Origin of the sequence: Curtobacterium sp. Leaf183 (genome assembly GCF_001424385.1) — a bacterium.
Taxonomy (GTDB): Bacteria; Actinomycetota; Actinomycetes; order Actinomycetales; family Microbacteriaceae; genus Curtobacterium.
The window spans coordinates 674,674-700,925 of sequence record NZ_LMPO01000008.1 but is presented as its reverse complement, the minus strand read 5'-3'; the positions used below and the strand labels follow the sequence as shown (position 1 = coordinate 700,925).

The window sequence follows — 26,252 nt, the reverse complement described above, 5'->3', positions numbered from 1 at the left end:
GTCAGGCGCCGAGGCGCTCGATCAGCTCGCGGTACCGCGTCGCCGTCCGCTCGACGATCGCATCGGGCAGCACCGGCGGCGTGCCCTGCTTGTCCCAGTTGGCGCTGAGCCAGTCGCGCACGATCTGCTTGTCGAACGAGTCCGTGCGGGAGCCGTCGTCGGAGGCCCGGGCGTCCCAGTAGCGGCTCGAGTCGCTCGTGAGGACTTCGTCCCCGATGCGGATCTGGCCACTGCGGTCGTGCCCGAACTCGAACTTCGTGTCCGCGATCACGACCCCGCGCTGCAGGGCGATCGCTGCGGCTTCCGAGTACACGTGCAGGGAGAGGTCGCGGAGCGTCGCCGCGACGTCGGGCCCCACCAGCGCTTCGGTGCGCTCGTAGGAGATGTTCTCGTCGTGCTCGCCCTGCGGCGCCTTGTACGCCGGGGTGTAGATCGGTTCGGGCAGCCGGTCGCCGTTCGACAGCCCCGACGGCAGCTCGACGCCGCAGACGCTGCCCGACTGCTGGTACTCGACCCAGCCGCTGCCGACCAGGTAGCCGCGCACGACGCACTCGACGGGGAACATCGTCAGGGGCATGACGTGCATCGCTCGCGACGCGACGGACGACGGCACCGGAGTGCTGGTGGCCGACGGGCCGAGCAGGTGGTTGGGGACGTCCCCGAGCTGGGTGAACCAGAACCGGGACAGGCGGGTCAGGAGCTCGCCCTTGCCCGGGATCGGCGGCTCGAGGGCGAAGTCGTAGGCGCTGACCCGGTCCGAGGCGACGAGCAACAGCTCGGTGGCGCCGGCGACGTCGGCGGTGTCGGCCGGCACGTAGAGCTCGCGGACCTTGCCGGACGAGACGTGCCGCCAGCCGTCGACCTGCGGGGCGCTCATCGGGTGACCTCGGCCGCGATGTCGGTGCGGTACTGCCCGCCCTGCAGCGCGATGTCGTGCAGCCCGGCGTACGCGCGCTCGCGGGCCTGGGCGAAGTCCGAGCCGGTCGCGACCACGCTGAGCACCCGCCCGCCGGTCGCGACGAGCTCGCCGTCGAGGACCCCGGTGGCGGCGTGCAGCACCGAGACGCCGTCGCGGGCGTTCGCGGCGTCGACCCCGATCAGTGGACGGCCGGTCACCGGGCTGGCGGGGTACCCCTCGCTCGCCAGGACGACGGTGACGGCTGCCAGGTCGTGGAACTCCGGCGCGGGCACGCCGCCGAGCTGGCCGGTGGCGGCCGCGAGCAGGAGCCCGCTGAGCGGGGTGGCCAGGCGGGGGAGGACGACCTGGGTCTCCGGGTCGCCGAAGCGTGCGTTGAACTCGATGACCCGCACGCCCTGTTCGGTGACGATGAGCCCGCAGTAGAGCAGCCCGACGAACGGGGTGCCCTCGTGTTCGAGCCGGCGGATCGTCGGGAGTGCGACCATGTCGGCAACCTCGGCCACGAAGGCGGCTTCGGAGCCCCAGCGCTCGGCCAGCCACGGCAGCGGGGAGTACGCACCCATGCCGCCCGTGTTCGGCCCGACGTCGCCGTCGCCCAGGCGCTTGTAGTCCTGGGCGGGGCTGAGCGGGGCGATGTCGTGCCCGTCGCTCAGGAAGAACAGCGACACTTCTTCGCCGTCGAGGAACTCCTCGACCACCACGGGGCCGTGCTGCAGCCAGTACGTGGCGTGGTCGACGGCTGCCTGGCGGTCCGACGTCACGAGCACGCCCTTGCCGGCGGCGAGGCCGTCGGCCTTGACCACGTAGGGAGCGCCGAGCTCGTCGATCGCGGCGACGGCTTCGTCGAGCGTGCCGGCGGACACCGGGCGGCCGGTGGGGACGTCGGCGTCGGCCATGACCCGCTTCGCGAAGGCCTTCGAGCCCTCGAGCGCCGCGGCGGCCCTGCTCGGACCGAAGACCGCGATGCCACGCGTGCGGAGCGGGTCCGCGACGCCGGCGATCAGCGGTGCCTCCGGCCCGATCACGACGAGCTCGACGTCGTTCTCGAGCGCGTACTCGGCCACGAGCGGGCCGTTCGTGGGGTCGAGCGCCACGGTCTCGACATCGGCAGCGATGCCGGCGTTGCCGGGCGCGACGGTGATGACGTGCCCGGCCTGTTCTGCCAGGAGCGCCGTGGTGATCGCGTGCTCGCGGGCACCGGAACCGAGGACGAGGATTCGCACCCGATCACCCTACCGAGACGCGGGGGCCCGCCGCAGTGCACCGGCTAGCCTGTGGACATGCCGGGCAGGACGATCGACGACGCCGAGGGAGCAGCGGCGCTGCAGGCCGTGGTCGGCGGTGCCACCGACCGGGCGTCGGTCGCGACCGCGGTGCGGTGGACGCTGCAGCGCCTGGCCGAGGACGTCCCGGGCAACAGCGTCGAGGTGCGGGTCCCGCCCTTCGCGGCGGTGCAGGCGGTCCCCGGTCCCCGGCACACCCGGGGGACCCCACCGAACGTGATCGAGACCGACGCCACGACGTGGATCGCACTCGCGACCGGCGCGCTCCGGTGGGACGACGCATCCGTGGCGACCAAGGTCAGCGCCTCCGGTTCGCGGGCCGACCTGGCGTCGTTCCTGCCCGTGCGCACGACGGTCTGATCGGGCAGGAGCACCCCGACACGCCCGTCGGTACCCGCGGGGATCGAATTAGGTAACACCTACCGATGTGCCGATCCGCGCCGCGGTCCTAGCGTTGAAGTCACCGGGATTCGGACCCGACCCGAACGGGTCCGAACCCGGCAACAGGGGCAACGGTACGCGATGTTCGGCATTCCGTGTCAACCATCCGGCGTGGCGTGCTGCATTCCGCAACGAAACTGCCGAATCCGGCGGCCCCGAAGCCGTTCGACCGACGAGACAACGACGTCCAGTCGGTCGTCCAGGCATCCCGCGCTGCGAGACCGACGACGCCGGAGTCAGACCACCCGCAGCAGGTCCGCGAGCTCCGACCGCGAGTGCAGCTCCCACTTCTGGAACACCTTCGACAGGTGGGCGTCGATGGTCCGCACCGACAGCCCGAGCTGCTCGGCGATGAGCCGGTTCGACAACCCCCGCGCGGCCAGCTCCGCGACCTCGTGCTCGCGTCGGGTCAGCGGCAGCCGCGCCAGGTTGTCCGTGACGTACAGACCGCACCGTGCCAGACCGGCGTACGACGCGACCACCCGCGTCCGGTCCCCGGACCTGGTCGCGTCGGCGTACTCGCGCACCGCAGCCGCGAGGGGGCCGTCCACCCGGGCAGCGGCCTCGCGCAGCCGTCGGAGCGTCGGGGCCGTGTCCAGGCCGTGGACCAGTGCGGCGGCGTGCAGCAGCAGGTGCCCGGAGAACACGCCGAGCCACGACCCGGTCGCCGTCGACCGGGCGATGACCTCCTCGGCGTGCTCGCGGCCGAGCGGGTTGCCGAGCAGCACCTCGGCCCAGGCCACCGACGTCGGCATCTGCTCGCCGGTGATCCGCATCGCACGGGGTGGCACGGAGCGCCAACGGTCGATCGCCGCCGTCGCCTCCTCGACCCGACCTGCCGAGGCCAGTGCCATCGCCAGCCGCGACCACGGGTAGGCACCGAACCCACCGAGGTCAGCGATCGCGTACCGCTCGCACGCCGCCGAGAACGCCGCGACCGCGTCGTCCCACCGGCGCTGCCCGATCGCCAGGTTGCCGGCCCCGATCAGCTCGAGCGTGAAGTCGTACTTCAGGAAGGGGTTCGACCGCTTCACCGAGATCGACGTGATCATGTCCTCGTAGTCGCCCCGCCAGACCTGCACCTGGTGCATGACGGACAGCAGTTCGCCGACGCTCCACGGCGCCTCTTCCACGTGCACGGTCGCGGTCGCGAGCGACGCGGTGCCGAGCGACATCGCGTCGTCGAGCCGTCCGGCGGTCGCGAGGGCCATCACGGCGCAGGGCGCGACGCAGAGGAACGACATCGGCACGGTCGGCGCGTGCACGATCCCGGAGCGTTCGACCTCCTCGCGGACCTCGACGAAGTCGCCGCCCCAACCGAGGTGCGCCAGGCGGAGCAGTCGCAGCCGCTCGACCGCGTCGGGGCCGCCGACGTAGGCGACCGCGGCGTCGGTGAGCGCGACGGCGGCCATCGTGTCGTCGTCGTGGAACTGGCGGATGTTCGCCAGGGTCTCGCACGCCTCGATCACGACCGCGTCCGCGACCTCGCCGCGGCGTGCGCGGACCAGGTCCCAGGCGGCCTCGGCGTCGGCGCGGCCGGCCTCGCGCCCGGTGCTGTAGCCCCGCGCCAACGACCGCAGGCAGAGCGCGACGACGCGTTCGGTCGGTGTCAGGTCCACGCGGAGGGCGGCCGAGCTCAGTGCGACGGCGCTCTCGAGTTCCTGCAGTCCGCTGGCCACCTGCGCCGCGTCGAGCAGCTGGGCGACCGGGGGCCGGACGCCGCACTCGAGCGCCCAGAGCGCGGCCCGGAGCCGGGCGGCGGGCGTGGCGCCCTCGTGGTGGTCGGCGCGGAAGGCGTTCGCGCGGGCGAACAGCGTGGTGCGGCGCGCGACGGGCACCAGGGACCGGACGACCTCGCCGACCAGCGGGTGCGACGGACGGACGATCGGGGCGCCGTCGGCGAGCGAGTCGATGCGGACCAGGCCGAGCGCGACGACGTGGTCGACGTCCCCGCCGCCGACCAGCCCGAGCAGCCGTGACAGCGGGATCGGGTCGGCCAGCGCCACGATGTCGACGACGTCGCGCAGGTCCTCGGGCAGCGCCCCGAGCTCGGTGCGGTACATGTCCGACAGGCTGTTCGAGGCGGTGATCCGTCCGCGCCAGTACCACCCGGACGCCGTGTGCTCGAGCGCACCGGTCGCCAGCGCTGCCCGGACGACCTCGCGCAGGTACAGCGGGTTCCCCTCGGTCGCCCGGTGCACGCGTTCGACCGAGGCCGACTCGAGCGGGGCGCCGAGCGCGTCCTCGATCAGCCGGGCGGTGTCCTGCAGGTCGAGCGGGCCGAGGTCGATCCGCTCGAGCAGGTCGTCCTGCCACAGCGAGCGCAGCGGCTCGGCCAGGGCGGTGAAGTCGCGACACGTCAGGACGATCCGCGCGTCCTGGTGTCGCACGAGCCAGGCCACGTACCGCGCCGAGATGGCGTCGAGGTGGTCGGCGTCGTCGATGCGGATGAGCAGGTCGCGGTCGATCGCGTCAGCCGCTTCGCGCAGTCGGCGTTCCGATCCGGTCTCGTCGGAGAGCACCTCGGCGGGCAGGTCGCCGAACCGTTCGGAGATCGCTCCGAACGGCATCGAGGTCCCGGTGGCGACGGCGGTGATCGGCACGACGAGGGTGCGGCCGCTGCCGTCGCGACCCGCGACACGGTCGGTGACACGGGCCGCCGAGGTGCTCTTCCCCAGCCCGGGGGCGCCCACCAGCGCGACGCTCGTGCGGTGCTCGGCGACGACGGACACGGCGCGGTCCTCGTCCGCACGCTGCACGATCGGCCACGCGATCCGAGCGGGGACGGGTCGGCCACGCGCTCCGACAGCGGTCGATCGGGCCATGGGTTCACCTCCGTCCTCGGGATACCAGCGGGTACGCACCATCCTCCACCGGATCGGCGGGCGGCGGCAGGCCTCGTGACGTCCCACAGTGGGGGACAATGGCGGTGTGAGCAACACCGATCGCCCCGACGACGCCCCGGTTCCGGAGCCCGCCACCGTCTCCTCGTCCGACGAGGTGACCATCCGTCGTGCGCCCAAGTTCGGCGTCTTCATCGTCGGCGGAGCCGTCCTCGGCTTCATCGTCGTCGTCATCATCGTTGCGCTCACCCGGGACATCGACCGCGGCGGCCAGGCCGAGACGGTCAGTTTCAGCGGCCTGGTCGGCTACTTCGGCCTGTGGGGCGTGGCCGTCGGCGGCTTCGTCGGTGCCGTGGTCGCGATCGTCCTCGACCGGGTGCTCGCGCGCCGCGCCGCCCGCCTGACGGCGCAGCGCGTCACGGTCGACACCCCGCCGGACACGGTCGAGGGCGAGATCGAGGACCACGGCGACCAGCAGCCCTGATCCGCGCCGCAGACAGACTGGAGGCCCCTTGCCAGCTGGCAGGGGGCCTCCAGTCCGTCGGTCGGTCGCGTCGGCGACCCGCGCTCAGCTGAGCTGGTTGGCCTCGACCCAGGACAGGTACTCCGGGGTCACCGTGCCGGTGACGTACTCGCCGGTGAAGCAGCTCATCTCGAGGTCGGTGACGTCCGAGCCCTCGATGATCGCGTCGCGCATGTCGCCGATCTCCTGGTAGATCAGGTGGTCGCTGCCGAGCACGCGGTTGATGTCCGGGATCTTCCGGTCGTGCGCGATGAGCTCCTGCCGCGTCGGCATGTTGATGCCGTAGACGTGCGGGTAGCGGACGGGCGGGGCGGCGCTCGTGAAGGTGACCTCGTTCGCGCCGGCCGCGCGGGCCATCTCGACGATCTCCTTCGAGGTCGTGCCGCGCACGATCGAGTCGTCGACGATCAGGATGTTCTTGCCCTTGAACTCGGACGACATCGCGTTGAGCTTCTGGCGCACCGACCGCTTGCGCTCCGCCTGGCCCGGCATGATGAACGTCCGGCCGACGTAGCGGTTCTTGTAGAAGCCCTCGCGGTACTCGATGCCGAGCTTCTGCGCGACCTGCATCGCCGCCGGTCGGCTGGAGTCCGGGATCGGCATCACGACGTCGATGTCACCGGTGGGGGCGTACTGCGCGATCGTGTCGGCCAGCCGGTTGCCGAGCCGCAGGCGGGCGTCGTAGACCGAGATGCCGTTCATCACGGAGTCCGGGCGGGCCAGGTAGACGTACTCGAACGAGCACGGCACCAGGCGCGGGTTCTGTGCGCACTGGCGGGCGTGCATCGTGCCGTCCATCTCGATGAAGACGGCTTCGCCCGGGGCCACGTCGCGGACGATCTCGTAGCCACCCGACTCGAGCACGAGCGACTCGGACGCGACGACCCACTCGGACTTCTCGGCGCCGTTGAACCGGTGCCCGAGGATGAGCGGCCGGATGCCGTACGGGTCGCGGAAGGCCAGCAGTCCGTGCCCGGCGATCGTGGCGATGGCGGCGTAGGAGCCCTCGACGCGCTCGTGCACACGCTCGACGGCGTCGAACACCTGACCGGGGTCGAGGTCCTTGCCGCGCACCTGGCCCTGGAGCTCGTGCGCGAGCACGTTCACCAGGAGCTCGGTGTCGGAGCTGGTGTTGAGGTGGCGTCGGTCGATGTCGAACAGCTCACGCGTGAGCTCGCGCGTGTTCGTCAGGTTGCCGTTGTGCACGAGGACGATGCCGTACGGCGCGTTCACGTAGAAGGGCTGCGCCTCTTCTTCGTTGCTGGCGGCGCCCTTGGTGGCGTAGCGCACGTGGCCGAGGCCCATCGTGCCGAGCAGCGCGCGCATGTCGCGGGTGCGGAAGGCCTCGCGCACGTGCCCGCGGGTCTTGTGCATGTGGTGGATGTGCCCCTCGACCGTGGCGATGCCGGTCGAGTCCTGTCCCCGGTGTTGCAACAGGAGCAGTGCGTCGTAGATGGATTGGTTTGCTGGCCCCTGGTTGACGAGGCCGACGATGCCGCACATGCGCGGAGTGCTCCAGACCGTAGGATCGGGTGGTACCGAACAAGTCTGCCATGCCCCGCGGAGGACGACGTATGCCCAACCCCTACGCCGAGGCCGGCGTCGACACCGCTGCCGGTGACCTGGCCGTCGAGCTCATGAAGTCCGCCGTGTCGGCCACGCACAACGCCTCCGTGCTGGGCGGCGTGGGTGGTTTCGCCGGGCTCTACGACGTCTCGTTCTTGAAGGACTTCTCACGACCGCTGCTCGCGACGTCCACCGACGGCGTCGGCACGAAGGTCGCCATCGCCCAGGCGATCGACAAGCACGACACCATCGGGCAGGACCTGGTCGGCATGGTCGTCGACGACATCGTCGTGGTCGGGGCGACGCCGATGTTCATGACGGACTACATCGCCTGCGGGCGCGTGGTGCCGTCGCGGATCGCGGACATCGTCGCCGGGATCGCCCGCGGGTGCGCCGAGACCGGCACCGCGCTGGTCGGCGGCGAGACCGCGGAGCACCCGGGGTTGCTCGGCCCGGACGACTACGACGTCGCCGGTGCCGCGGTCGGTGCGGTCGAGGCGTCCTCGGTGCTCGGTGCCGAGCGCGTCGAGGACGGGGACGTCGTCGTGGCGATCGCCTCGTCCGGCCTGCATTCGAACGGCTACTCGCTCGTCCGGCACATCCTCGGCCAGCGGGGGGTGTCCTACACGGACACGCTGCCCGAGTTCGGCTCCGGCACCGTCGGCGAAGCGCTGCTCGAACCGACCCGGCTCTACACGACGCCGCTGCTGTCGGTCATCGCCTCACACGACGGTGCCGTCCACTCGCTGTCGCACGTGACCGGTGGCGGCATCGCGGCGAACCTGGCGCGCGTGCTGCCCGTCGGGTCCTGGGTCGAGGTCGACCGCGCCACGTGGGAGCCCCTGCCCGTGTTCCGGGTGCTCGCCGACATGGCGGACACACGGATCGAGGACACCGAGGGCACCTGGAACCTCGGCGTCGGGATGTTCGCGGTCGTCGCGGCCTCGGCGGCGGACGCCGTGGTCGGTGCGCTCGGGGCCGCTGGCCTGGCGTCGTGGCCCGTGGGTGTCGTGTCGATGTCCGCACGTGAGCTGGACGGGTTCGAGCAGGGCGCGAAGGGCGTCGACGGAGGAGCCGTTCGGCTGACCGGGTCGTACGCGGGCTGAGGCGCCGTACGCGGGCTGAGGCGCCGCGCGCGGGGGTGCTGCGCAGCGTTGTCCGACCCGGGACGACAGTGTCGGTGTCGTACGACGTCGGTGGTGTCGCGTGGGCGGCGGGGTGCCCGTGGTACGACGTTGTCGGTGTCGTACGACGTCGGTGGTGTCGCGTGGGCGGCGGGGTGCCCGTGGTACGACGTTGACGGTGTCGTACGACGTCGGTGGTGTCGCGTGGGCGGCGGGGTGCCCGTGGTACGACGTTGTGGGTGTCGTACGACGTCGGTGGTGTCGTTCGGGCGGCGGGCGGCGGGCTGCGGGACATGCGCTGCGCCGGGCCAGTCACCCGCGCACACGGAAAACGCCGCGCTGCCCAGGGGCGGCGCGGCGTCATCGAGTCGAGGTCAGGCGGACTTGTTCTGGTCCTGCTGGGGCTCGAACTCGTCGTCCTCGTCCTGCGGCTCCGGTCCGTACTCATCGGCCCAACGGTCGACGTAGTCCTCGCCCGAGTGCTGCCCGGAAGCAAGCTCGCGTTCGAGTGCACCGTAGTTGGTCTCCGGGCTGAAGTACTTCAGCTCCCGAGCGACCTTGGTGTGCTTTGCCTTCTGACGGCCGCGCCCCATGCGTGACCCCCTCGTGTGTCGGCTCGTGTCCGGTCACACGGGAGACGAGTCATCACCCGGGGAATCCGAACGGTTCGTGGTTGGAAATCTGCCGATCACTCTACCATGCAGCCCTGTCCGGACCCGCCGCACGACGAGCCCGGTCGTGCGGGTCCGTCCGGCAGAATCATGGCGATGACCGACCCGACGCCGGAGCCCCTCCCGGACGACCAGCACGCTCGGGTCGTCGTGATCGGAGCGGGCCAGGCGGGGCTCTCCGTCGCGTACCACCTGCGCCGTCTGGGGCTCACGCCCGGGTCGGACCTCGTGGTCCTCGACCGGGCGCCGAGCACGGGCGGCGCCTGGCAGTTCCGGTGGGAGGCTCTGCGACTCGGGTGGGCCCACCGTGTACACGACCTGCCGGGCATGCCGGAGATGGGCCTGCGGTTCGAGGACGCCGACCGTTCCCGGCCCGCGCGTGACGTCGTCGGTGAGTACTACCGGAGGTTCGAGCAGCACCACGGGCTGCAGGTCCGGCGGCCGGTCGCGGTCACTTCCGTCACCCGCGTCGACGGCGGTCTGCAGGTCGCGACGCGGTCCGCGGACGGCCGGGCGCAGCGGATCGTCGCGGAGGCCGTCGTCAACGCCTCGGGCACGTGGGGCACGCCGTTCGTGCCGTGGTACCCCGGGCGCGACACCTTCACGGGTCGGCAGGTAGACACGACGGAGTACCGGTCGGCGGACGAGTTCGCCGGGCAGGACGTCGTCGTGGTCGGCGGCGGCACCAGCGCGATCGGGTTCCTGCTCGAGCTCGACGGTGTCGCGCGGTCCACGCGGTGGTTCACCCGTCGGCCGGTGGTCTGGGCGGACGGTTCAGCGCTCGACGTCGAGTCGGCGGTCGCTGCGGTGGCCGAGCAGGACCGGGCAGCCCGTGCCGGCGAGGTGCTGCCGAGCATCGTCAGCGGGACGGGCGTGCCGGTGTCCGACCGGATCCGCGAGGGCCTCGACCACGGGGTGCTGCGCGACGAGCCCGTGTTCACCGCGATGGACCCTGACGGGGTCGTGACCAGCAACGGCGAGCACGTGCACGCCGACGCGGTCATCTGGGCCACGGGCTTCCGGGCCGACCTGCGGCACCTGGCGCCACTGCACCTGCGGACCGAGCACGGGGGCGTCGCGGTCGTCGACGGGCAGAGCGTCGACGAGCCGCGGCTGTTCCTGGCTGGCTACGGTCCCCAGGCCTCGACGATCGGCGCCAACCGCGCCGGACGACGTACGGCACGCCAGGTGATGGCGCTGCTCGCGCACGACTGACCTCGCACGGTGCGAAGTCCGCGCAACCCGGTGCACGGCTGACCGCCTGGTGCGAGCATGGTTCCTCGCACCACACGATCACGCTCGCACCGGGCACGAACCTCGCACCGTGCGCGGTGCACGGCGCACGGCACGGCGCGAGCGTCAGCGTTCAGCAAGCGCAGGTCAGGACTTCGCGCCGATCGTGCCGGACGTGTCCGACCCGTCCGGGGTGCCCCGACCGGTCTCGTGCTGCAGGCGGTCGATGTGCTCCGACGCCTCGGCCTTGGTCAGGTCGGCGGGAAGTTCCTCGCCGGCTTCGCGCGCCAGGGTGTCGAGGTAGCTGCGCTGCGGGCCGGTCATCGGCTCGTCGCCGGTGACCCACTGCTCCGGGTCCTTGCTGGCGGTGGTGGAGGGATCGGGACGGGCGCCGCCGAGGGTCTCGCCCGAGTGGTCGGCGTCGGCGTCGTGTGCAGGCGTGGGGGTGGAGTCCGAGGAGGTCATGGCACGGACGCTACGCCGCACCCACTGACACCCGGGGGACACACGGTCAGACGGGCGAGGCCGTGTAGCGCACCAGGTCGGGCCCGACCTCGTTCGCCGCGATCGGCACCGAGCGGTCGTCCCGCCGGATCCAGATCGTGTTCGCCGGTTCGTCGAGTCGCTCGACCGGGAACAGGGTCCCGTCCAGCAGCACCGCGGCGCGCACGTGCACCCGCCCGGACGACGCTCGACGCGGCAGCCCCGGCACGTCGTCGGCGTACGAGGGGTACTCCCCGGGCGCGAGCAGCGGGCTGATCGGCGTCGTCACGATCTCGGTGCCGGCGGCGCCGGACTCGGTCGGCACGTCGGCGCGCACGACGACGAGTCGGACCACCTGGTCCTTCGGCAGGGGCACGTCGACGACGCCGGAACCGGCCAGCGCGCGGAAGGCGGGCCGGCCGTCGGGGCCGAGGTGGGCCTCCTGGCTGTCGATCCGGACGCGACCGCGTCCCCGGGTGTCCGCGTAGGTGCCGGGCGACAGGTCGGACCGGCGGGCCTCGATGTCGGGGACCACGACGCGGTCCGGCCGGTACCAGTCGCGGAGCGTGGCGGGGTCGACCCAGCCGATGCTCGCCACGCCGCGGGAGAGCGCCGCGTCGTCGTCGACAGCGCGTTCGTCGACCGCTCCGAGCGGGTGCGCGCCGAGGACGGCGACCAGGCCCTCGTGGTCGTCGTCGCGGTGGTCGAGCACCTCGACGCGCTGGGAGACCTTGCCGCCGTGCCCGTCGAACGTCGCGAAGGTGCGCAGGTCGGGTGCGTCGGTCATGGCATCAGATCGTAGGCCGGGAGGCGTGGGTCACTCGGCAGACGACGGCGCGCGTCCCGGCGTGGCCGGCACCAGGGCCTTCAGCTCACCGGTGCACAGGGCCGGGTCCAGCCCCTCGGCGGGCCCTGCCGGACGCGTGGCGCGACGGGACTGCTGCCCGGACGTGTGACCGGGGAGCACGTGGAGCGCCTGGGCCTCGAGGCTGTTGCGGTGCTCGGAGCGGAGCAGCCGGTCCTCTTCCTCGCTGCGGAACACGCCGCTGGGCGACCGGCGCAGCGCGGGTCGGACGGGCTCGCCGCGGCGGTCCTGCCCGGGGAAGGGGCGCGAGCGGCGGCCGTACAGCAGCTCGGACGAGTCCAGCAGCCACGGCACGAGCGCCACGGTGACGCCGTGCACGAGCAGGAGCCTCTTGCGGATCCGGCGGCCGCGGTGGTTGTGGAGGAGGCCCTCCCACCAGTGCCCCACGATGAAGACGGGCGTGTACACGGTGACGACCTCGGACCCGTGCTGCAGGCGGTGTGCCTTGATGTACCGGATCAGCGGCGTCGAGATGTCGCGGTACGGGCTCGGCACGATCGTCAGCGGGACCTCGATGCCGTGCTCGGCCCACTGCTGTCGCAGGAGCGCCGCGTCGGCGTCGTCGATGGCGACGTGCACGGCCTCGAGCCCGGCGTGCTTCGCCGCGATCGCGTAGTCGAGGGCCTTGAGCACGGGCTTCTGCAGCTTGTTGACGAGGACGATCGCGTGGTCGCCGGTCGCGCCGAACTCGGTCTCGACGTCGGCCTCGATCTCGTGCTTGACGTCGCGGTAGTAGCGGTTGACGCCGAGCATGAGCACGAACAGCACCGGCATGATGACGAAGACCAGCCAGGCGCCGTGCGTGAACTTCGTGATCGTCACGATGACCAGGACGACGAGGGTGAACGTCGCGCCGGTCGCGTTGATCGCCCGGGAGCGCATGACCTGCCCGCGGTTCACCGGCTCGGTCGCGGTGCCGTCCCGGTCCTCGCGCAGCAGTCGTGTCCAGTGCCGGACCATGCCCGTCTGGCCGAGCGTGAACGACACGAACACGCCGATGATGTAGAGCTGGATCAGGCTCGTCACGTTCGCGCGGTAGACCACGAGCAGCGCCGCGGCGACCAGGGCCAGCACGATGACGCCGTTGCTGTAGATGAGCCGGTCGCCGCGGGTCGACAGTGCCTTGGGGGCGTAGGAGTCGCGCGCCAGGATCGACCCGAGCAGCGGGAAGCCGTTGAAGGCCGTGTTGGCCGCCAGCAGCAGGACCGCCGCGGTGGTGGCCTGGATGACGAAGAACAGCACCGTGTCGTTGCCGAAGGTGGCGGCGGCGATCTGCGCGATCAGGGAGCGCTGCGGGGTGGTCGCGCAGTCCGCGAAGCCCCGTAGGTCGCAGGCGTTCTCGGCGTAGTGCACGCGGGAGACCAGCGCCAGGGTGATCAGCCCGACGAACAGGACGATCGCGATCCCACCCATCGCCACCAGGGTCGCCTGCGCGTTCTTGATCTTCGGACGGCGGAAGGCCTGCACGCCGTTCGCGATCGCCTCGACGCCCGTCAATGCCGAGCAGCCCGAGGCGAACGCGCGGAGCAGCAGCAGGATGAACGCGGCCTGGGTCGTGTGCTCGACGTTCTGCACCGTGTACGCGGCGGACTCGGCCACCGGTGCGTTGCCGGCGAGGACGCGGACCAGGCCCGTGACCACCATGACGAACACGCTCGCCACGAACAGGTAGGTCGGCACGGCGAACGCCTTGCTCGACTCGCGCACGCCGCGCAGGTTCGCCGCTGCGAGCAGCACGACGAACAGCAGTGCGAGCTCGACGCGGAACTCGTTCAGCGCGGGCAGCGCCGAGATGATGTTGTCCACGCCCGAGGCCACCGACACGGCGACGGTCATCACGTAGTCGACGAGCAGCGCGCTCGCAACGACGAGCCCCGCCTTCTCGCCCAGGTTGCGGTGCGCGACCTCGTAGTCGCCGCCCCCGGACGGGTACGCCTTGATCAGCTGGCGGTAGGACGCGACCACGACCAGCAGCAGCAGCACGACGAGCGCGGCGACCCACGGGGCGAAGGTGAGGAACGCCATGCCGCCGAGCAGCAGGATCATCAGCAGCTCCTGCGGGGCGTACGCCACGCTGGACAGCGGGTCACTCGCGAAGATCGGCAGTGCCAGGTGCTTCGGGAGGAGCTGTCCTTCGAGCTTCTCGGAGGGGAGGGGCTCCCCGATCAGTCGCGACTTCAGCGACCGGATCTCGTTCGTCACGAGCGGCAAACCTACTCACATCCGGGCGCGAGTCAACACGAGGGGCCCGCTCGGTGTTCCCACATCGGCGAACTCCGTCGCACGCACCCCTTGCAGTTGACGCTGCGTCAACGTCTACCGTCATCAGCATGAGTGGTTCGACAGACATCCCGGACCCGCCTGCGAAAGCCCAGCACGGCATCGCCGACGTGGCGCGCGCAGCGGGGGTCTCGAGCAGGACGCTGCGGCACTACGACGCGATCGGGCTGCTGCCCGCGACGGCGGTCGGCGACGGCGGGCTCCGCCGCTACGACGACCGCGCGCTCGTGCGGCTGCAGCGGATCCTGCTGCTCCGGGGCCTCGGGCTCGGCCTGTCCGCCATCCGGGACGTCCTGGACGGCGAGCAGGACGACGTCGTGGCGCTGACCATCCACGTCGCGTGGCTCGAACGGGAGCGCGACCGCATCGCCCGGCAGCTCGCCGCGGTGCGCACCACCATCACCAAACTGCAGGGAGGACAGGACATGACCACGAACGACACCTTCGACGGGTTCGACCAGACGCGGTTCCGCGCCGAGGTCGAGGAGCGTTGGGGCGCTCAGGCCTGGGAGCGCGGGGCCGGATGGTGGGACGCGAAGGACCCCGCCGCCAAGCAGGTGTTCCAGGACGAGCAGCGATCGATCGCCGCGGACGCCGCCGCGCTCGCCGCCGCGGGCGAGGGACCGTCGTCACCGCGGGGGATCGCGCTCGCCCGACGGCAGTACGCGTGGCTGGCCCAGGCGACGCCGCCGGCAGACCTGACCGCCGACCGGTTCCGCACCCTGGGCGACATGTACGTCGCCGACGAGCGGTTCACCCACGCCTACGAGTGGGCCGGGCCCGGTGCGGCCCGCGCCCTCCGCGACGCGATGCACGCGCTGGCGGACGCGGGGCTGTAGTCGTTCCCACACCGCACCGTGGAACGGACACAGCACCACGGGTTGCCGTGGTGCTGTGTCCGTTCGTCGGTGCCGTGCCGGTGCGGACCGGACGGGAGGCTCCGGTCGCCGCCGCCCCGTCGGCGTGCGGTTCAGAGGGACTTGCGCAGCTCCTCGAGCCCGTCGCGCAGGCGCGTGACGGTGTCCGGGCCGAGCGTCCCGCGGGTCGCCCGACGCCGCAGGTCGGCACGGACCTGCTGCCGGAACGACGACAGGGCCATCTCCAGCTCCCGCAGGGCGCGAGCGCTCTCGGACGGCACCGAGGTCGGCTCGCTGGCGTCGGCACCCTGGGCCGAGGCGGCGAGGTCGGCGCGCAGGGACCGCATCGCGTCGCCGACCGAGGCGCGGACGCCGTCGGCCAGCGACCGGACGGAGTCGTTCACGCCGGCCTCGAGCGAGGCGATCTCCTCGGCGCGGGCGTCGAGTTCGGCGCGGCCTGCGTCGGTGATCGCGTAGACGGTCTTGCGACCGTCGGCGGTCTTCGTGACCAGGCCGTCCTCCTCGAGCTTCGCCAGGCGCGGGTAGACCGTGCCGGCGCTCGGGACGTAGGTGCCGCCGAAGCGGTCGCCGAGCGCCTGGATGACCTCGTAGCCGTGCATCGGGTGGTCGGCGAGCAGCGTGAGCAGGTACAGCCGCAGGTGCCCGTGGGCGAAGACGGGGCTCATTCGGGCGCCTCGCTGTCGTCGACGACGGGCGTGGTCGGTGCCGGGGTCGTCGGCGCTGCCGATGCCGGCGCGCTGGCGGCCGTCGGCGGCGCGTGCAGCACCGCGATGTCGCCCGACACGGAGTTCACCCGGAGGTCGAGCCACTGCCCGGAGAGCTCGCCGCCCTGCTTGACGTACGAGCCGCGCACGCCCTTGATCTCGGCGTCGTCGAACTGCAGCTTGCCGCTGGCCGTGCTGACGGTGCAGCGGTACGGAGCGCCGTCCTCGAGTCGGACGCTCACGCCGCCGGAGACCGTGTTGACCTTCGCCGAGTCGGCGGTGCCGCGCAGGTCGAGCACGACGTCGGCGGAGACCCCGTCGGCCGAGAAGCGCGGGATCTCACCGGTGGCGACGACGTCGCCCGACACGGTGTGGACGGTCAGGGAGCCGTCGAGGTCGCGCATCGTGGTCGTGCCGGAGACCGCGTTGACGGTGATGTCGCCCGCAACGCCGTCGACGACGACGTCACCCGAGACGGTGTTCAGCGTCGCGCCGCGGTTCGTGCCCGCGAGCAGTGCGCCGGCCGAGACGACCCCGAGGGTGACCCCGGCGTCGCGGGGGACCAGGATGCTGACGTCGGCGTGGGCCTTGCCGCGGAAGGACTTCAGGAAGCCGATCGGGTCGTCCCACCGGATCTGGGGGTGGTCGACCGTGAGGGTGTCCCCGTCCAGCTCCACCTTGAGGGGCTTGCCCGACACGCTGTGCACCTCGATGCGGGCGGTGGGCTCGTCGTGCGCGACGACGTCGACCTGCCCCCCGACCAGGCCGATCCGCACGGACCGGACGATCCCGGTGTCGATGACCTTGGGCTCCTCGACGAGCCACTTCTCCTGCGCCCTGTCGTCTCCTTCGGACTCGCGATGTATCGCGTGTGTTGACGACACGATACATCGCGTCACGCCCGTCGGCAACGGCTCGGTGGTGACCCACCGGCGGGACGCATCACGGGGCGGGGGCGGGCTCCGTGACGGTGGCGGGGTGAGCCTCCAGTCGAGGTGCCCGGTCCGGGCTCCACGGGAAGCGGCGGAAGACCGGCATCAGCGGCTGCACCATCGGGCCGATGACGAACGCGGCGACCACGGTTCCCGCACCGACGTCGCCGCCGAGGAACCAGCCCACGACCACGACGGTGACCTCGACCAGGGTGCGGGCGAGCCAGATCGGCCACCCGAGCCGCTGGTGCAGGCCGACCATCAGCCCGTCGCGCGCTCCCGTGCCGAAGCCCGCGCCGATGTAGAACGCGGTCGCGACGGCCAGCAGGACCGTCCCGGCCACGAACAACAGGATCCTGCCCCCCAGTTCCGGCGGCGTCGGGACGAGCCACAGCACCAGGTCCGCCGACGGCCCGATGGCCAGGGCGTTGAGCAGCGTCCCGATGCCGGGCCGCTGGCGGAGCGGGATCCAGAACAGCAGGATGACGCCGCTCGACACCACGGTGATGAGCCCGAACGACCACGGCAGGACGTGCTCGAGACCCTCGGTCAGGACGGTCCACGAGCTGACGCCCACGACCGCTCGGACCTGCAGTGCGGTGGAGGCGCCGTAGAGGAACAGGCCGACGAACAGCTGGACGGTGCGCAGGGTGAGGGCGGCGGAACGGGACATGGGGCGAGCGTGGCAGGGAATTGGACTGCCGGTCGAGAGCCAATCGCACTACGGTGGCGTGATGACCCCGGTCCTGCTGAGTGCCCGCGCCGCCGCAGCCATGCTGCAGGACTGGCGTGTCGGGTCGAACGCCGTCGCGTACGAGGCACTCGCCGACGCCGTCCGCGTGCTCGTCATCGACGGACGCGTCCCGCTCGGCGCCCGGATGCCCGCCGAACGCGGGCTGGCCGAGGCGCTCGGCGTCTCACGCACCACCGTCGCGAACGCCTACGCCCGGCTGCGGTCCTCCGGGTACCTGGCGTCCCTGCGCGGGTCCGGCAGTGTCGTGCGTCTGCCGCGGGACCTGGTCGGACGGCCCGACCCGGAGCGGCTGGGCGGCGTCGTGTCCGGTGACGTGCTCGACCTGCGGAAGGCCGCGCTGCACGCCGCCCCCGGGATCTCCGAAGCGGTCGACCGGGCGATGCGGCACGTCCCGGCAGCGCTCGCCGGCATCGGGTACGACACGGTCGGCGACCCCGGGCTCCGTGCCGCCGTGGCCGCGCGGTACACCGCTCGCGGGCTGCCGACCACGCCGGACCAGGTCGTGGTCACCATCGGCGCGCAGCACGCGATCGCGCTGCTCGCCCGGGTCCTGGTCCGTCGCGGCGACGCCGTGCTCGTGGAGTCGCCCACGTACCCGCACGCCCATGAAGCCTTCCGCGAAGCAGGGGGCCGTCTCGTCGGCGTGCCCGTCGACGCGCGGACCGGGTGGGACGTCGGGGTGCTCGAGGCCGCCCTCCGGCGTTCGGCGCCCTCCGTCGCGTACGTGATGCCGGAGCTGCACAACCCGACCGGCGCCACGATGTCCGACGCGGTGCGGTCGACGCTGCTCGACCTCGCGTCGTCGGTCGGGACGACGGTGATCGCGGACGAGACGATGGGCGAGCTGCGGATCGACGGCCAGGCATCGCCGCCGCTGGCGACGCGTTCGTCGTCCGTGGTGATGATCGGGTCGGCCGACAAGGTCTTCTGGGGCGGCCTGCGGATCGGGTGGATCCGCGCCGAGCCGGAGCTGCTGCAGCGGCTGCTGCTCGCCCGCCCGACGGGCGACCTCGGCACGCCGGTGCTCGACCAGCTGGTCGCGCGCGAGCTGGTCCCGCTGACGGACACGGTCCTGGAGGCCCGGCGCGTCACCCTGAGACAGGGTCGCGACGCCGTCGTGGGCGCGCTGCGGGCGCGGTTGCCGGAGTGGGACGTGCCGTCACCGGCGGGTGGGCTGACGACGTGGGTGGGGCTCGGCCGGCCGGTCTCGAGTGCGCTCGTGCTGGCTGCGCGATCCGAGGGCGTCGTGCTGGCCTCCGGTGGGGTGTTCGGGCCGGACGGCGGCTTCGAGCGGTTCCTTCGGGTGCCGTTCACGATGGCACCGGCGGACCGGGTGCGGCTGGTCGACGTGCTCGAGCGTGCGTGGGCGCGGACCGGTGGTGCGGGCAGCGGCACGCGGGGGTCGTTGGCCGCGGTGGTCTGAGGTGTCGTCCGCTGGGATGAGCCGGCTTCGCTCCCGGGGGTGACGCGGCTGCGCCGGGCGTGCGCGAGCATCGGGACATGACCCCGCTCGTGTCCTCCGCCCCCGCGACGCCCGTCGCGCCCGTGCCCGCCGCTGCGCGGGTGTCGATGGTCCTCGGCGGTGCGCTGCTCGCCGGCGTCCTGACGTCGTACGGACAGGCCGTCGGGCCGCTGTCGTCGGTGGCGAACTCCGCCGGTCCGTGGTTCGTCGTCGCCGTCGCGCTGCTGCTCGTGCTCCGGGTCCGCGCGGGTCGCGGTGGTCTGGCGCTCGCGATGGTCGCCGGTGTCGTGCTGCTGGAGCTCATGCACGTCGGCTACTGGGCGACGACGAACCTGCGCGGCTTCCCGGACGTGCTGTCCCTCACCAACTTCTGGGTCCTCATGGGGGTGCCTGCGGGGGTGCTCGCCGGCGCGTGCGCGGTCCTCGTGCGGTCCCGCGACGGACGACTGCGCGGGGCGGCGTTCGGTGCCGTCGCCGCGGTGCTCGTGGGCGAGGGCATCCGGGCACTGCTCCAGGTCGCCGCGACGACCGGCGTCGTGACCTGGATCGTCGAGATCGTGGTCGGGGCGGCGGTGCTCGTCGCCGGGGTCGTGCTGGCCGGGTCGCCGGCGGCGCGGGTCCTCGCGCTCGGCACCGGTGTCGTCGGGTCGGTGGCGGTGCTGGCGGTCTTCCTGCTGCTCGGCGGCTGACCCGTCCCGGCGGCGTTCCTCCGGGCGGGCCGTGCCGGGCGTCGGATGCACCTGCTCGTCGGCTGTGCTCCGCGTCGGACGCACCTGCTCGTGGGCTGTGCTCAGCGTCGGACGCACCTGCGAGGATCGGACCGTGCACCTGCTCTCGGTCTTCAGCCTGCGGAACCGCGCGCTCATCGCGCTCGTCACCATCGTCGTGGCGATCTTCGGCGGCATCTCGCTGTCCAGCCTGAAGCAGGAACTCATCCCGAGCGTCCAGTTCCCCCAGGTCGCCATCGTCAGCGCGTACCCGGGAGCGACTCCCGAGGTGGTGTCGAACGACGTCTCGACCAAGATCGAGCAGGGCATCCAGGCGGTCCCCGACCTGAAGTCCACCACGGCCACGTCCTCCACCGGGCAGAGCGTCGTGTCGGCCGAGTTCGCCTACGGGTCCAACCTGGCGAGCGCCGAGGACAAGATCCAGACCGTCGTCAACGCGCTCTCGCTGCCGGACTCGGTCCAGACGCAGATCGTCACGGGGTCGTTCGACGACCTGCCGGTGATCCAGCTGGCGGTGTCGGCGAAGGGCGACCAGGAACAGCTCGTCGAGCGGTTGAACGCCACGGCGGTCCCCGACCTCGAGAAGCTCGACGGGGTGCGCGCGGCCGACATCTACGGCAACCCGGGTCGGCGCGTGCTCATCACCCCCGACCGCACGGCACTCGGGGAGCGCGGGCTGTCCGAGTCGGCGATCTCCGATGCCCTCAGCGACAACGGCACGCTCATCCCCGGCGGCACGCTCACCCAGGACGGCTCGACGCTCTCGGTGCAGACGGGGGAGCGCATCGCGTCGGTGGCCGACATCCAGGCGCTCCCGCTGACCGGGGGCACGACGGCACCGGGGGCGACACCGACGACGACCACGATCGGTGACGTCGCGAAGGTCGAGATCACCGAGTCACCACGCACGTCGATCAGTCGGGTCGACGGCGAACAGGCGCTGACGATCGCGATCACCAAGACGCAAGAGGCCAACACGGTCGACGTGTCGAAGACCGTCCGCAACGCCCTGCCTGGCATAGAGTCGAAGATCACCGGTGACCCGCGGTTCACGGTCGTCTTCGACCAGGCGCCCTACATCCAGCAGTCGATCGACTCCCTCGCCGAAGAGGGCCTGCTCGGGCTCGGGTTCGCTGTCGTCGTGATCCTGGTGTTCCTGCTGTCGGTGCGTTCCACGATCGTGACCGCGATCTCGATCCCGACGTCGGTGCTGCTCGCGGCGATCGGCATGCGGGCGGCCGACTACACGCTCAACATCATCACGCTGGCCGGCCTGACGATCGCGATCGGCCGCGTGGTCGACGACTCCATCGTGGTCATCGAGAACATCAAGCGACATCTGCAACCGGGCGTCGACCGGCGACAGGCCGTGCTCGACGGCGTGCGCGAGGTCGCGGGCGCGGTGACCGCGTCGACGCTGACCACGGTCGTCGTGTTCCTGCCCGTCGCGTTCGTCGCCGAGCTCGTCGGCGAGCTGTTCCGGCCGTTCGCACTCACCGTGTCGATGGCGCTGGTCGCGTCCCTGCTCGTGGCGCTGACCATCGTGCCGGTGCTCGCGTACTGGTTCCTGCGGGCACCCAAGGCCCACAAGCACGCCGGCGCGGCCGCCGGTGTCGCTGCTGCGGACACGGCGGGTTCGCCGGGCACGGGCGCGGTGGCTGCCGGTTCGGCCACCGAGTCGGACCTGCGCTCCGCGGCGGACCTGCACGACGCCACCGCTCCGGACCGCCTGAGGCGCGGGTACCAGCCCGTCCTGCACTGGGTCCTGCGGTTCCCGGCGCTCGTCGTGGTGCTGGCGGTCCTCGTGCTCGGTGGGACGGTCGCGGCGCTGCCGTTCGTCAAGACGAACTACCTCGGCGACTCCGGCCAGAACACGTTCACCGTCACGCAGGACCTCGACCCCGGCGCCTCGCTCGACGTGCAGTCCGACAAGGCGCGCGCGGTCGAGCGGCAGCTCCGTGCGGTGGACGGCGTCGACACCGTGCAGACCACCATCGGCACGAGCGGCCAGTCGATCCAGGCGGCGTTCGGCGGCGGTGGGACCGCGTCGATCCAGTACGCCGTGACGACCGACTCCGACGCCGACCAGGCCCGCATCCAGTCGGACACGCGCAAGCGCCTGGACCGGCTCAGCGGCGCGGGGGAGATCGCGCTGTCGTCATCGGGCGGCGGCTTCGGCGGCAGCAGCGACATCGAGGTCGACGTCACCGCGCCGACCCAGGCGCAGCTGCGGACCGCGGCAGACAAGGCCCTGAGCACGCTCAAGGACGTCGCCCACACCACCGGTGCGACGAGCAACCTGTCGGCGGCCGAGCCGTACCTGGCCGTCACGGTCGACCGCGCGAAGGCCGCGTCGCTCGGCCTCACCGAGACCCAGGTCGGCGGCATCGTCGCGGCTTCGGTCTCGCCGCGCGACACCGGCACGGTCGAGATCGACGACGCCTCGCTCGACGTCTACATCGCCGACCCCGAGCCGCCCACCACCGTCCAGGCCCTGCGCGACCTGTCGGTCCCGACCGCGACCGGATCGGTCCCGCTGTCCGATCTGGCGTCAGTGGACCAGGCCGACGGGCCCACCTCGGTCACCACCTCGGACGCGGTCCGGACGGCGACGATCACGGTCACGCCCGACTCCGCCAACCTCGGTGCCGCGGTCACGTCGGTGACGAACGCTGTCGACCAGCTCGACCTGCCACGAGGGGCGTCGGCGTCGATCGGCGGCGTCGCGTCGAGCCAGTCGTCGGCGTTCAGCCAGCTGTTGCTCGCAGCGCTCGTGGCGATCCTGATCGTCTACGTCGTGATGGTGGCGACGTTCCGCAGCCTCCTGCAACCGCTGCTGCTGCTCGTGTCCGTGCCGTTCGCGGCGACCGGGGCGATCCTGCTGCAGATCGCGTCGGGGATCCCGATCGGTGTGGCGTCCCTGATCGGGGTGCTCATGCTGGTCGGCATCGTCGTGACGAACGCGATCGTGCTCATCGACCTCGTCAACCAGTACCGCCGACGGGGACTCCGCGTCCGCGAGGCCCTGGTCGAAGGCGCGACCCGCCGACTCCGCCCGATCCTGATGACGGCGTTGGCGACGATCTTCGCGCTGGTGCCGATGGCGATCGGCCTGACCGGGCAGGGCGGCTTCATCTCGCAGCCGCTCGCGCTGGTGGTGATCGGCGGGCTGGTGTCCTCCACGCTGCTGACGCTCGTGGTGCTGCCGGCGCTGTACTTCCTGGTCGAGCGGGCGCGCGAGCGTCGGGCTGACCGTCGTGCTGCGGGACTGCCGCGGCGGAGTCTGCGCGTCTGGTTCGGCGAGACGTTCCGACGCCGGTCGGAGCGCGTCGCGGACTAGCGGGCTTCGACGTCCTCGAGGTCGACAGCGACGAACCACCGCACGACGACGACCGTCAGCGTCACCAGGAACACCACCGCGCCGAGCTGTGCGACGGCCGAGGTGTGCCCGGTCGCGGCACCGAGTCCCGCGAACCCGACCGTCACGAAGAACGACAGCCCGAGCAGCAGCTCCGCGACCGTGCTGCTGCGGGGGCGGCGCTCCCACGGGGTCGTCGGTCGTGCGGAGCGCGCGGGGCGGGTCGAGGTGTCGGTCACCCACGAAGTCTCCGTCCGGACACGTTACGGCGGCAGTCCCGACTCCGGGTGGCACCCGGTCGGGGTACGCCCACGGTCCACCGCGTGGCCGACCCGAGTGCACGCTCCCGCCTGCCGCGCCCGCGCCGCCCCCGCCTGCGCCGCCCCCGCCTGCGCCGCCCCCGCCTGCGCCGCCCCCGCCTGCGCCGCCCGCTCCTGCCTGCGCCGCCCCCGAAAGCGACATCACCCGCGGTTTCGCGTGTCGCTTTCGCTGCCCTGACGTCGCCCGCGGCCCGGGTCCGCTCCCGAGGCGACATCGGTGCAGCAGAAGCGACGCGCAATAACTGCGGCGATGTCGCAGGCCCCGCGCTCAGCGCAGCTGCCGCCGCAGAAACGCCACGACGCGCTTGCTCATCGCCTCGTCGAGCTGTGCGATCGAGTGCGCCGTCCCCCGCACCGCGACGAACGTGACCGGGACGTCGTGTGCTCGCAGCGCCGCGGCGAACTCCTGCGACTCCCAGAGCGGGATGAACTCCTGCGTGGAGTGCCCGATGAAGAAGGGCGCCGTGTCCGCGGTGACGTGGTACGTGGGGGAGGCCCTGGTCGCCGCCGGGCAGGCGTCGTACGCGGTGCACCCGAGGTACAGCAGCTGGCGCCGCTGGAACGCCGCCGACACCCCGTCCGCCCGGGTCGAACGCGCCGTCAGGTCGGTCGGTCCGCTCAGGTCGACGACGGCACGGATGCGGTCCCCGTCGGCGTAGGCGGTGGACTCGTGGTCCTCGACCGCGAGCATGGCGGCCAGGTTGCCGCCCGCGCTGCCGCCGAACACCCCCACGCGGTCGGCATCGACGTCGTACGTCTCGAGGGTCGACGGTCGGAAGACCCAGTCGAGCGCCCGTCGGGTGTCGTCGAGGCCCGCGGGGAAGGGGTCGGTCGGCGCCAGGCGGTAGTCGATGTTGAACGTGACGAAGCCCTCGGACGCCAGGTACTGGCACACCGCGCGGTAGGCCGCCGTGTCCTTGTCCCCGTGGGACCAGCTGCCGCCGTGCACCATCATCACCGCGGGGCGGGTCCCGGCCGCGGCACGGGGGCTGGCCGACGCCGAGGCACCGCCCGGAGCCGAGCTGGCGGCCGACCCGGGAGCGCCAGCGGACGCCGCCACGCTCGGGGTCGCCGTCGTCCTCGGAGCGCTGTCCGCGGGCAGGCAGACGTCGAGCTGCTGCAGTCGGTCGGCGCCGTACGGGACGTCCCGGACGACGTCGATGCCGTGGTACCGCAGCGACAGCGGGTAGATGACGGGATCGGCGGTGACGGTCGCGTTCTCGTCGGCTGCCGGGTCGGCGCTGCACGACGCAACCGCGCCGAGCGCCACGACCGCGGCGACGAGCGCGTACAGCGTGCGGCGGCCGGACCTCATCGCAGACCACGGTACCGCGGAACGCCGTTCACCCGCGGGTGCCAGGATGAGCGGCAGCACACCCCTGACCCTGGAGGACCCGTGAGCCGTCGCAAGGCCTGGAACGCCGATCCCGAACCGCTCCTCCGCGTCGACGAGGGGTTCCGGCTCGCCGACGTCGACCCCGAGGGCACCCCCGGGTTCCCCGGCCGCAAGATCGACGGGCTCGAGTCGCTGGCCGCCGGCGCCGATCGGCTCGCCGCGCTCCAGGAACGCCTCTGGGCTGCGGCCACGACGGGCGACGAGCGCCGCGTGCTGCTCGTCCTGCAGGCGATGGACACCGCGGGCAAGGGCGGGATCGTCTCGCACGTCGTGGGCGCCGTCGACCCGAACGGGGTCCACTACGCGGGCTTCAAGGCGCCGACGGCCGAGGAGCGAGCGCACGACTTCCTCTGGCGCGTCGAGCGGCAGCTGCCGGCCGCCGGACAGCTCGGCGTGTTCGACCGCTCGCACTACGAGGACGTCCTCATCCAGCGCGTCCGCTCCTTCGCGCCGCCGGAGGAGATCGAACGTCGCTACGGGGCGATCGTCGACTTCGAGACGCGTCTGGCCGAGCAGGGGACGACCATCGTCAAGGTCATGCTGCACATCTCGAAGGACGAGCAGCGTGCCCGACTCGGCGACCGCCTCGACCGCCCCGACAAGCACTGGAAGTTCAACCCGGGCGACATTGACGAGCGCCTGCTCTGGGACGAGTACCAGGACGCCTACCAGGTCGTCTTCGACCGCACCTCGACCGCGGTCGCGCCCTGGTACGTCGTGCCGGCGAACCGCAAGTGGTACGCGCGGCTCGCCGTCCAGCAGCTCCTGCTGCGCGCGCTCGAGGACATGCACCTGTCCTGGCCCGCCGCCGACTTCGACGTGGCCGAGCAGCGACAGCGACTCGCCGAGTCCTGATCCGGCGCGGTCGGACGGGAGGCCCCGCTCGCCTCCGCCACGCCCCGTGCGAGCCAGCGGGGCTGGCCAACGCGTGTCGTGTCGCGTAGACTCCTTCGGTCGGCCTTCGACACCGTGGCTGCGAGCCGCGGACGTGTTTGGGTGTTGTGTAGTTCGAGGGCTGGAATCACGTCGATCGACGACGGGATGAACCCCCTCTCCACGAACCGCCCCCGCCGATGTCGCTGCCGGGCTGCGTGGTACGTCTGCACCCCGGAAAGAACACATGGCCCCGTACGACAAGGGCGCGGACAAGCGCGCCTCCGATCGAACCCGTCACCCGAACGGCACCCCCGCCGCTCGCTCGAGCAAGCACCGTGGCTTCCGCGCCGCCGAGCCGACCGCTCCCCGCCAGAAGCAGCGTTGGGACGCCGACGAGCGTCGCAACCGCTCCTCGCAGGGCGATCGCCCGAGCCGCCCCAACTGGGACCCGCGCGACAGCCGCGGCAGCCGTCCGGCGTGGGAGCCCCGCGGCGCCGGTCGCCCGGCCCGCGCCGACGACCGTGCCCCGCGTCGGTTCGACCGCGACGATCGTGCGCCCCGTCGTGACAGCGACGACCGTGCCCCGCGTCGGTTCGACCGTGACGACCGCGCC

22 protein-coding genes and 1 pseudogene are annotated in these 26,252 nt (G+C 72.2%); 10 read left to right on the top strand and 13 right to left on the bottom strand.

The genetic code is table 11. The annotated features are described in order from the left end of the window. Nucleotide 1: 1 nt before the first annotated feature. On the bottom strand, nt 2-877 hold the full coding sequence (locus ASG04_RS09675) for a phosphoribosylaminoimidazolesuccinocarboxamide synthase (RefSeq protein WP_056123062.1): 876 nt from the start codon (nt 875-877) through the stop codon (nt 2-4). Continuing rightward, entirely contained in the window at nt 874-2,142 is a 1,269-nt protein-coding gene (purD, locus tag ASG04_RS09670) for a phosphoribosylamine--glycine ligase (RefSeq protein WP_056123060.1), read from the bottom strand. The genes ASG04_RS09675 and purD overlap by 4 nt, the downstream gene beginning before the upstream one ends. Before the next feature lie 57 nt (nt 2,143-2,199). On the opposite strand from purD, the gene ASG04_RS09665 reads away from it, so the two are divergent. Beyond that, a complete protein-coding gene (locus ASG04_RS09665) occupies nt 2,200-2,562 on the top strand; it encodes a sterol carrier family protein (RefSeq protein ID WP_056123965.1) in 363 nt (120 codons plus the stop codon). A gap of 317 nt (nt 2,563-2,879) precedes the next feature. Here ASG04_RS09665 and ASG04_RS09660 read toward each other — a convergent pair whose 3' ends face one another. Continuing rightward, nucleotides 2,880-5,468, bottom strand: a complete 2,589-nt coding sequence (locus ASG04_RS09660; RefSeq protein WP_056123058.1) for a LuxR C-terminal-related transcriptional regulator — start codon at nt 5,466-5,468, stop codon at nt 2,880-2,882. Between the two features lie 106 nt (nt 5,469-5,574). On the opposite strand from ASG04_RS09660, the gene ASG04_RS09655 reads away from it, so the two are divergent. Then, nucleotides 5,575-5,970 (top strand): hypothetical protein, encoded by a 396-nt coding sequence (locus tag ASG04_RS09655; protein ID WP_056123054.1) that lies wholly within the window; start codon nt 5,575-5,577, stop codon nt 5,968-5,970. Nucleotides 5,971-6,054: 84 nt separating this feature from the next. Here ASG04_RS09655 and purF read toward each other — a convergent pair whose 3' ends face one another. After that, complete coding sequence (gene purF / locus ASG04_RS09650) at nt 6,055-7,512, bottom strand: amidophosphoribosyltransferase (protein ID WP_056123050.1); 1,458 nt, start codon at nt 7,510-7,512, stop codon at nt 6,055-6,057. A 71-nt stretch (nt 7,513-7,583) separates the two neighbouring features. Between purF and purM the strand changes: the two genes are divergently transcribed. After that, nucleotides 7,584-8,681, top strand: coding sequence for a phosphoribosylformylglycinamidine cyclo-ligase (gene purM, locus ASG04_RS09645; RefSeq protein WP_082517934.1), 1,098 nt, complete (start codon nt 7,584-7,586; stop codon nt 8,679-8,681). A 392-nt stretch (nt 8,682-9,073) separates the two neighbouring features. Here the strand turns inward: purM and ASG04_RS09640 are convergent, their stop codons facing one another. Beyond that, the gene (locus tag ASG04_RS09640) at nt 9,074-9,292 is read right to left on the bottom strand and encodes a DUF3073 domain-containing protein (protein WP_056123043.1); all 219 of its coding nucleotides are present in this window, start codon (nt 9,290-9,292) and stop codon (nt 9,074-9,076) included. A 174-nt stretch (nt 9,293-9,466) separates the two neighbouring features. Here ASG04_RS09640 and ASG04_RS09635 point away from each other — a divergent pair, with 174 nt between their 5' ends. Further along, a complete protein-coding gene (locus ASG04_RS09635; protein ID WP_056123961.1) occupies nt 9,467-10,585 on the top strand; it encodes an NAD(P)-binding domain-containing protein in 1,119 nt (372 codons plus the stop codon). A 165-nt stretch (nt 10,586-10,750) separates the two neighbouring features. Here ASG04_RS09635 and ASG04_RS09630 read toward each other — a convergent pair whose 3' ends face one another. From ASG04_RS09630 to ASG04_RS09620, 3 genes are read right to left on the bottom strand one after another with little or no spacing between them, the layout of a single operon-like run. Beyond that, complete coding sequence (locus ASG04_RS09630) at nt 10,751-11,068, bottom strand: DUF3072 domain-containing protein (protein ID WP_056123040.1); 318 nt, start codon at nt 11,066-11,068, stop codon at nt 10,751-10,753. 46 nt (nt 11,069-11,114) lie between these two features. Next, on the bottom strand, nt 11,115-11,873 hold the full coding sequence (locus ASG04_RS09625; protein WP_056123037.1) for a hypothetical protein: 759 nt from the start codon (nt 11,871-11,873) through the stop codon (nt 11,115-11,117). A gap of 30 nt (nt 11,874-11,903) precedes the next feature. After that, nucleotides 11,904-14,162, bottom strand: a complete 2,259-nt coding sequence (locus ASG04_RS09620) for an APC family permease (RefSeq protein ID WP_056123034.1) — start codon at nt 14,160-14,162, stop codon at nt 11,904-11,906. 119 nt (nt 14,163-14,281) lie between these two features. Between ASG04_RS09620 and ASG04_RS09615 the strand changes: the two genes are divergently transcribed. Continuing rightward, complete coding sequence (locus ASG04_RS09615) at nt 14,282-15,070, top strand: MerR family transcriptional regulator (protein WP_056123032.1); 789 nt, start codon at nt 14,282-14,284, stop codon at nt 15,068-15,070. Between the two features lie 131 nt (nt 15,071-15,201). Here the strand turns inward: ASG04_RS09615 and ASG04_RS09610 are convergent, their stop codons facing one another. From ASG04_RS09610 to ASG04_RS09600, 3 genes are read right to left on the bottom strand one after another with little or no spacing between them, the layout of a single operon-like run. Next, the gene (locus ASG04_RS09610) at nt 15,202-15,774 is read right to left on the bottom strand and encodes a PadR family transcriptional regulator (RefSeq protein WP_056123029.1); all 573 of its coding nucleotides are present in this window, start codon (nt 15,772-15,774) and stop codon (nt 15,202-15,204) included. Beyond that, nucleotides 15,771-16,697, bottom strand: coding sequence for a DUF4097 family beta strand repeat-containing protein (locus ASG04_RS09605; RefSeq protein ID WP_235515502.1), 927 nt, complete (start codon nt 16,695-16,697; stop codon nt 15,771-15,773). The genes ASG04_RS09610 and ASG04_RS09605 overlap by 4 nt, the downstream gene beginning before the upstream one ends. 58 nt (nt 16,698-16,755) lie before the next feature. Continuing rightward, nucleotides 16,756-17,418, bottom strand: coding sequence for a YczE/YyaS/YitT family protein (locus ASG04_RS09600; RefSeq protein ID WP_056123027.1), 663 nt, complete (start codon nt 17,416-17,418; stop codon nt 16,756-16,758). 61 nt (nt 17,419-17,479) lie between these two features. On the opposite strand from ASG04_RS09600, the gene ASG04_RS09595 reads away from it, so the two are divergent. The 3 genes from ASG04_RS09595 (at nt 17,480) to ASG04_RS09585 (ending at nt 23,029) form a co-directional block, all read left to right on the top strand. After that, nucleotides 17,480-18,922, top strand: a complete 1,443-nt coding sequence (locus ASG04_RS09595) for a PLP-dependent aminotransferase family protein (RefSeq protein ID WP_056123024.1) — start codon at nt 17,480-17,482, stop codon at nt 18,920-18,922. Nucleotides 18,923-18,999: 77 nt separating this feature from the next. After that, nucleotides 19,000-19,650, top strand: a complete 651-nt coding sequence (locus ASG04_RS09590) for a DUF6518 family protein (protein WP_056123021.1) — start codon at nt 19,000-19,002, stop codon at nt 19,648-19,650. 133 nt (nt 19,651-19,783) lie between these two features. Continuing rightward, nucleotides 19,784-23,029, top strand: coding sequence for an efflux RND transporter permease subunit (locus ASG04_RS09585; protein ID WP_056123956.1), 3,246 nt, complete (start codon nt 19,784-19,786; stop codon nt 23,027-23,029). Here ASG04_RS09585 and ASG04_RS17415 read toward each other — a convergent pair. Together ASG04_RS17415 and ASG04_RS09575 are read right to left on the bottom strand one after the other, a co-directional pair. Beyond that, nucleotides 23,026-23,286 (bottom strand): hypothetical protein, encoded by a 261-nt coding sequence (locus ASG04_RS17415; RefSeq protein WP_056123016.1) that lies wholly within the window; start codon nt 23,284-23,286, stop codon nt 23,026-23,028. The genes ASG04_RS09585 and ASG04_RS17415 overlap by 4 nt on opposite strands. A gap of 349 nt (nt 23,287-23,635) precedes the next feature. Beyond that, nucleotides 23,636-24,682 carry an alpha/beta hydrolase gene (locus tag ASG04_RS09575; RefSeq protein WP_056123013.1) on the bottom strand — a complete coding sequence of 349 codons (1,047 nt, stop codon included), beginning with the start codon at nt 24,680-24,682 and terminating at the stop codon, nt 23,636-23,638. Between the two features lie 81 nt (nt 24,683-24,763). On the opposite strand from ASG04_RS09575, the gene ASG04_RS09570 reads away from it, so the two are divergent. Then, nucleotides 24,764-25,618 (top strand): polyphosphate kinase 2 family protein, encoded by an 855-nt coding sequence (locus ASG04_RS09570; RefSeq protein ID WP_056123009.1) that lies wholly within the window; start codon nt 24,764-24,766, stop codon nt 25,616-25,618. 265 nt (nt 25,619-25,883) lie between these two features. Then, nucleotides 25,884-26,252: pseudogene (locus ASG04_RS17865) on the top strand (ATP-dependent helicase); the annotation flags it as partial.

Bases quoted from the DNA above. Each gene is read 5' to 3' on its own strand.
- ASG04_RS09675 (WP_056123062.1), bottom strand. From the start codon at position 877: ATGAGCGCCCCGCAGGTCGACGGCTGGCGGCACGTCTCGTCCGGCAAG.
- ASG04_RS09665 (WP_056123965.1), top strand. From the start codon at position 2,200: ATGCCGGGCAGGACGATCGACGACGCCGAGGGAGCAGCGGCGCTGCAG.
- ASG04_RS09660 (WP_056123058.1), bottom strand. From the start codon at position 5,468: ATGGCCCGATCGACCGCTGTCGGAGCGCGTGGCCGACCCGTCCCCGCT.
- purF (WP_056123050.1), bottom strand. From the start codon at position 7,512: ATGTGCGGCATCGTCGGCCTCGTCAACCAGGGGCCAGCAAACCAATCC.
- purM (WP_082517934.1), top strand. From the start codon at position 7,584: ATGCCCAACCCCTACGCCGAGGCCGGCGTCGACACCGCTGCCGGTGAC.
- ASG04_RS09640 (WP_056123043.1), bottom strand. From the start codon at position 9,292: ATGGGGCGCGGCCGTCAGAAGGCAAAGCACACCAAGGTCGCTCGGGAG.
- ASG04_RS09635 (WP_056123961.1), top strand. From the start codon at position 9,467: ATGACCGACCCGACGCCGGAGCCCCTCCCGGACGACCAGCACGCTCGG.
- ASG04_RS09630 (WP_056123040.1), bottom strand. From the start codon at position 11,068: ATGACCTCCTCGGACTCCACCCCCACGCCTGCACACGACGCCGACGCC.
- ASG04_RS09625 (WP_056123037.1), bottom strand. From the start codon at position 11,873: ATGACCGACGCACCCGACCTGCGCACCTTCGCGACGTTCGACGGGCAC.
- ASG04_RS09615 (WP_056123032.1), top strand. From the start codon at position 14,282: ATGAGTGGTTCGACAGACATCCCGGACCCGCCTGCGAAAGCCCAGCAC.
- ASG04_RS09610 (WP_056123029.1), bottom strand. From the start codon at position 15,774: ATGAGCCCCGTCTTCGCCCACGGGCACCTGCGGCTGTACCTGCTCACG.
- ASG04_RS09600 (WP_056123027.1), bottom strand. From the start codon at position 17,418: ATGTCCCGTTCCGCCGCCCTCACCCTGCGCACCGTCCAGCTGTTCGTC.
- ASG04_RS09595 (WP_056123024.1), top strand. From the start codon at position 17,480: ATGACCCCGGTCCTGCTGAGTGCCCGCGCCGCCGCAGCCATGCTGCAG.
- ASG04_RS09590 (WP_056123021.1), top strand. From the start codon at position 19,000: ATGACCCCGCTCGTGTCCTCCGCCCCCGCGACGCCCGTCGCGCCCGTG.
- ASG04_RS09575 (WP_056123013.1), bottom strand. From the start codon at position 24,682: ATGAGGTCCGGCCGCCGCACGCTGTACGCGCTCGTCGCCGCGGTCGTG.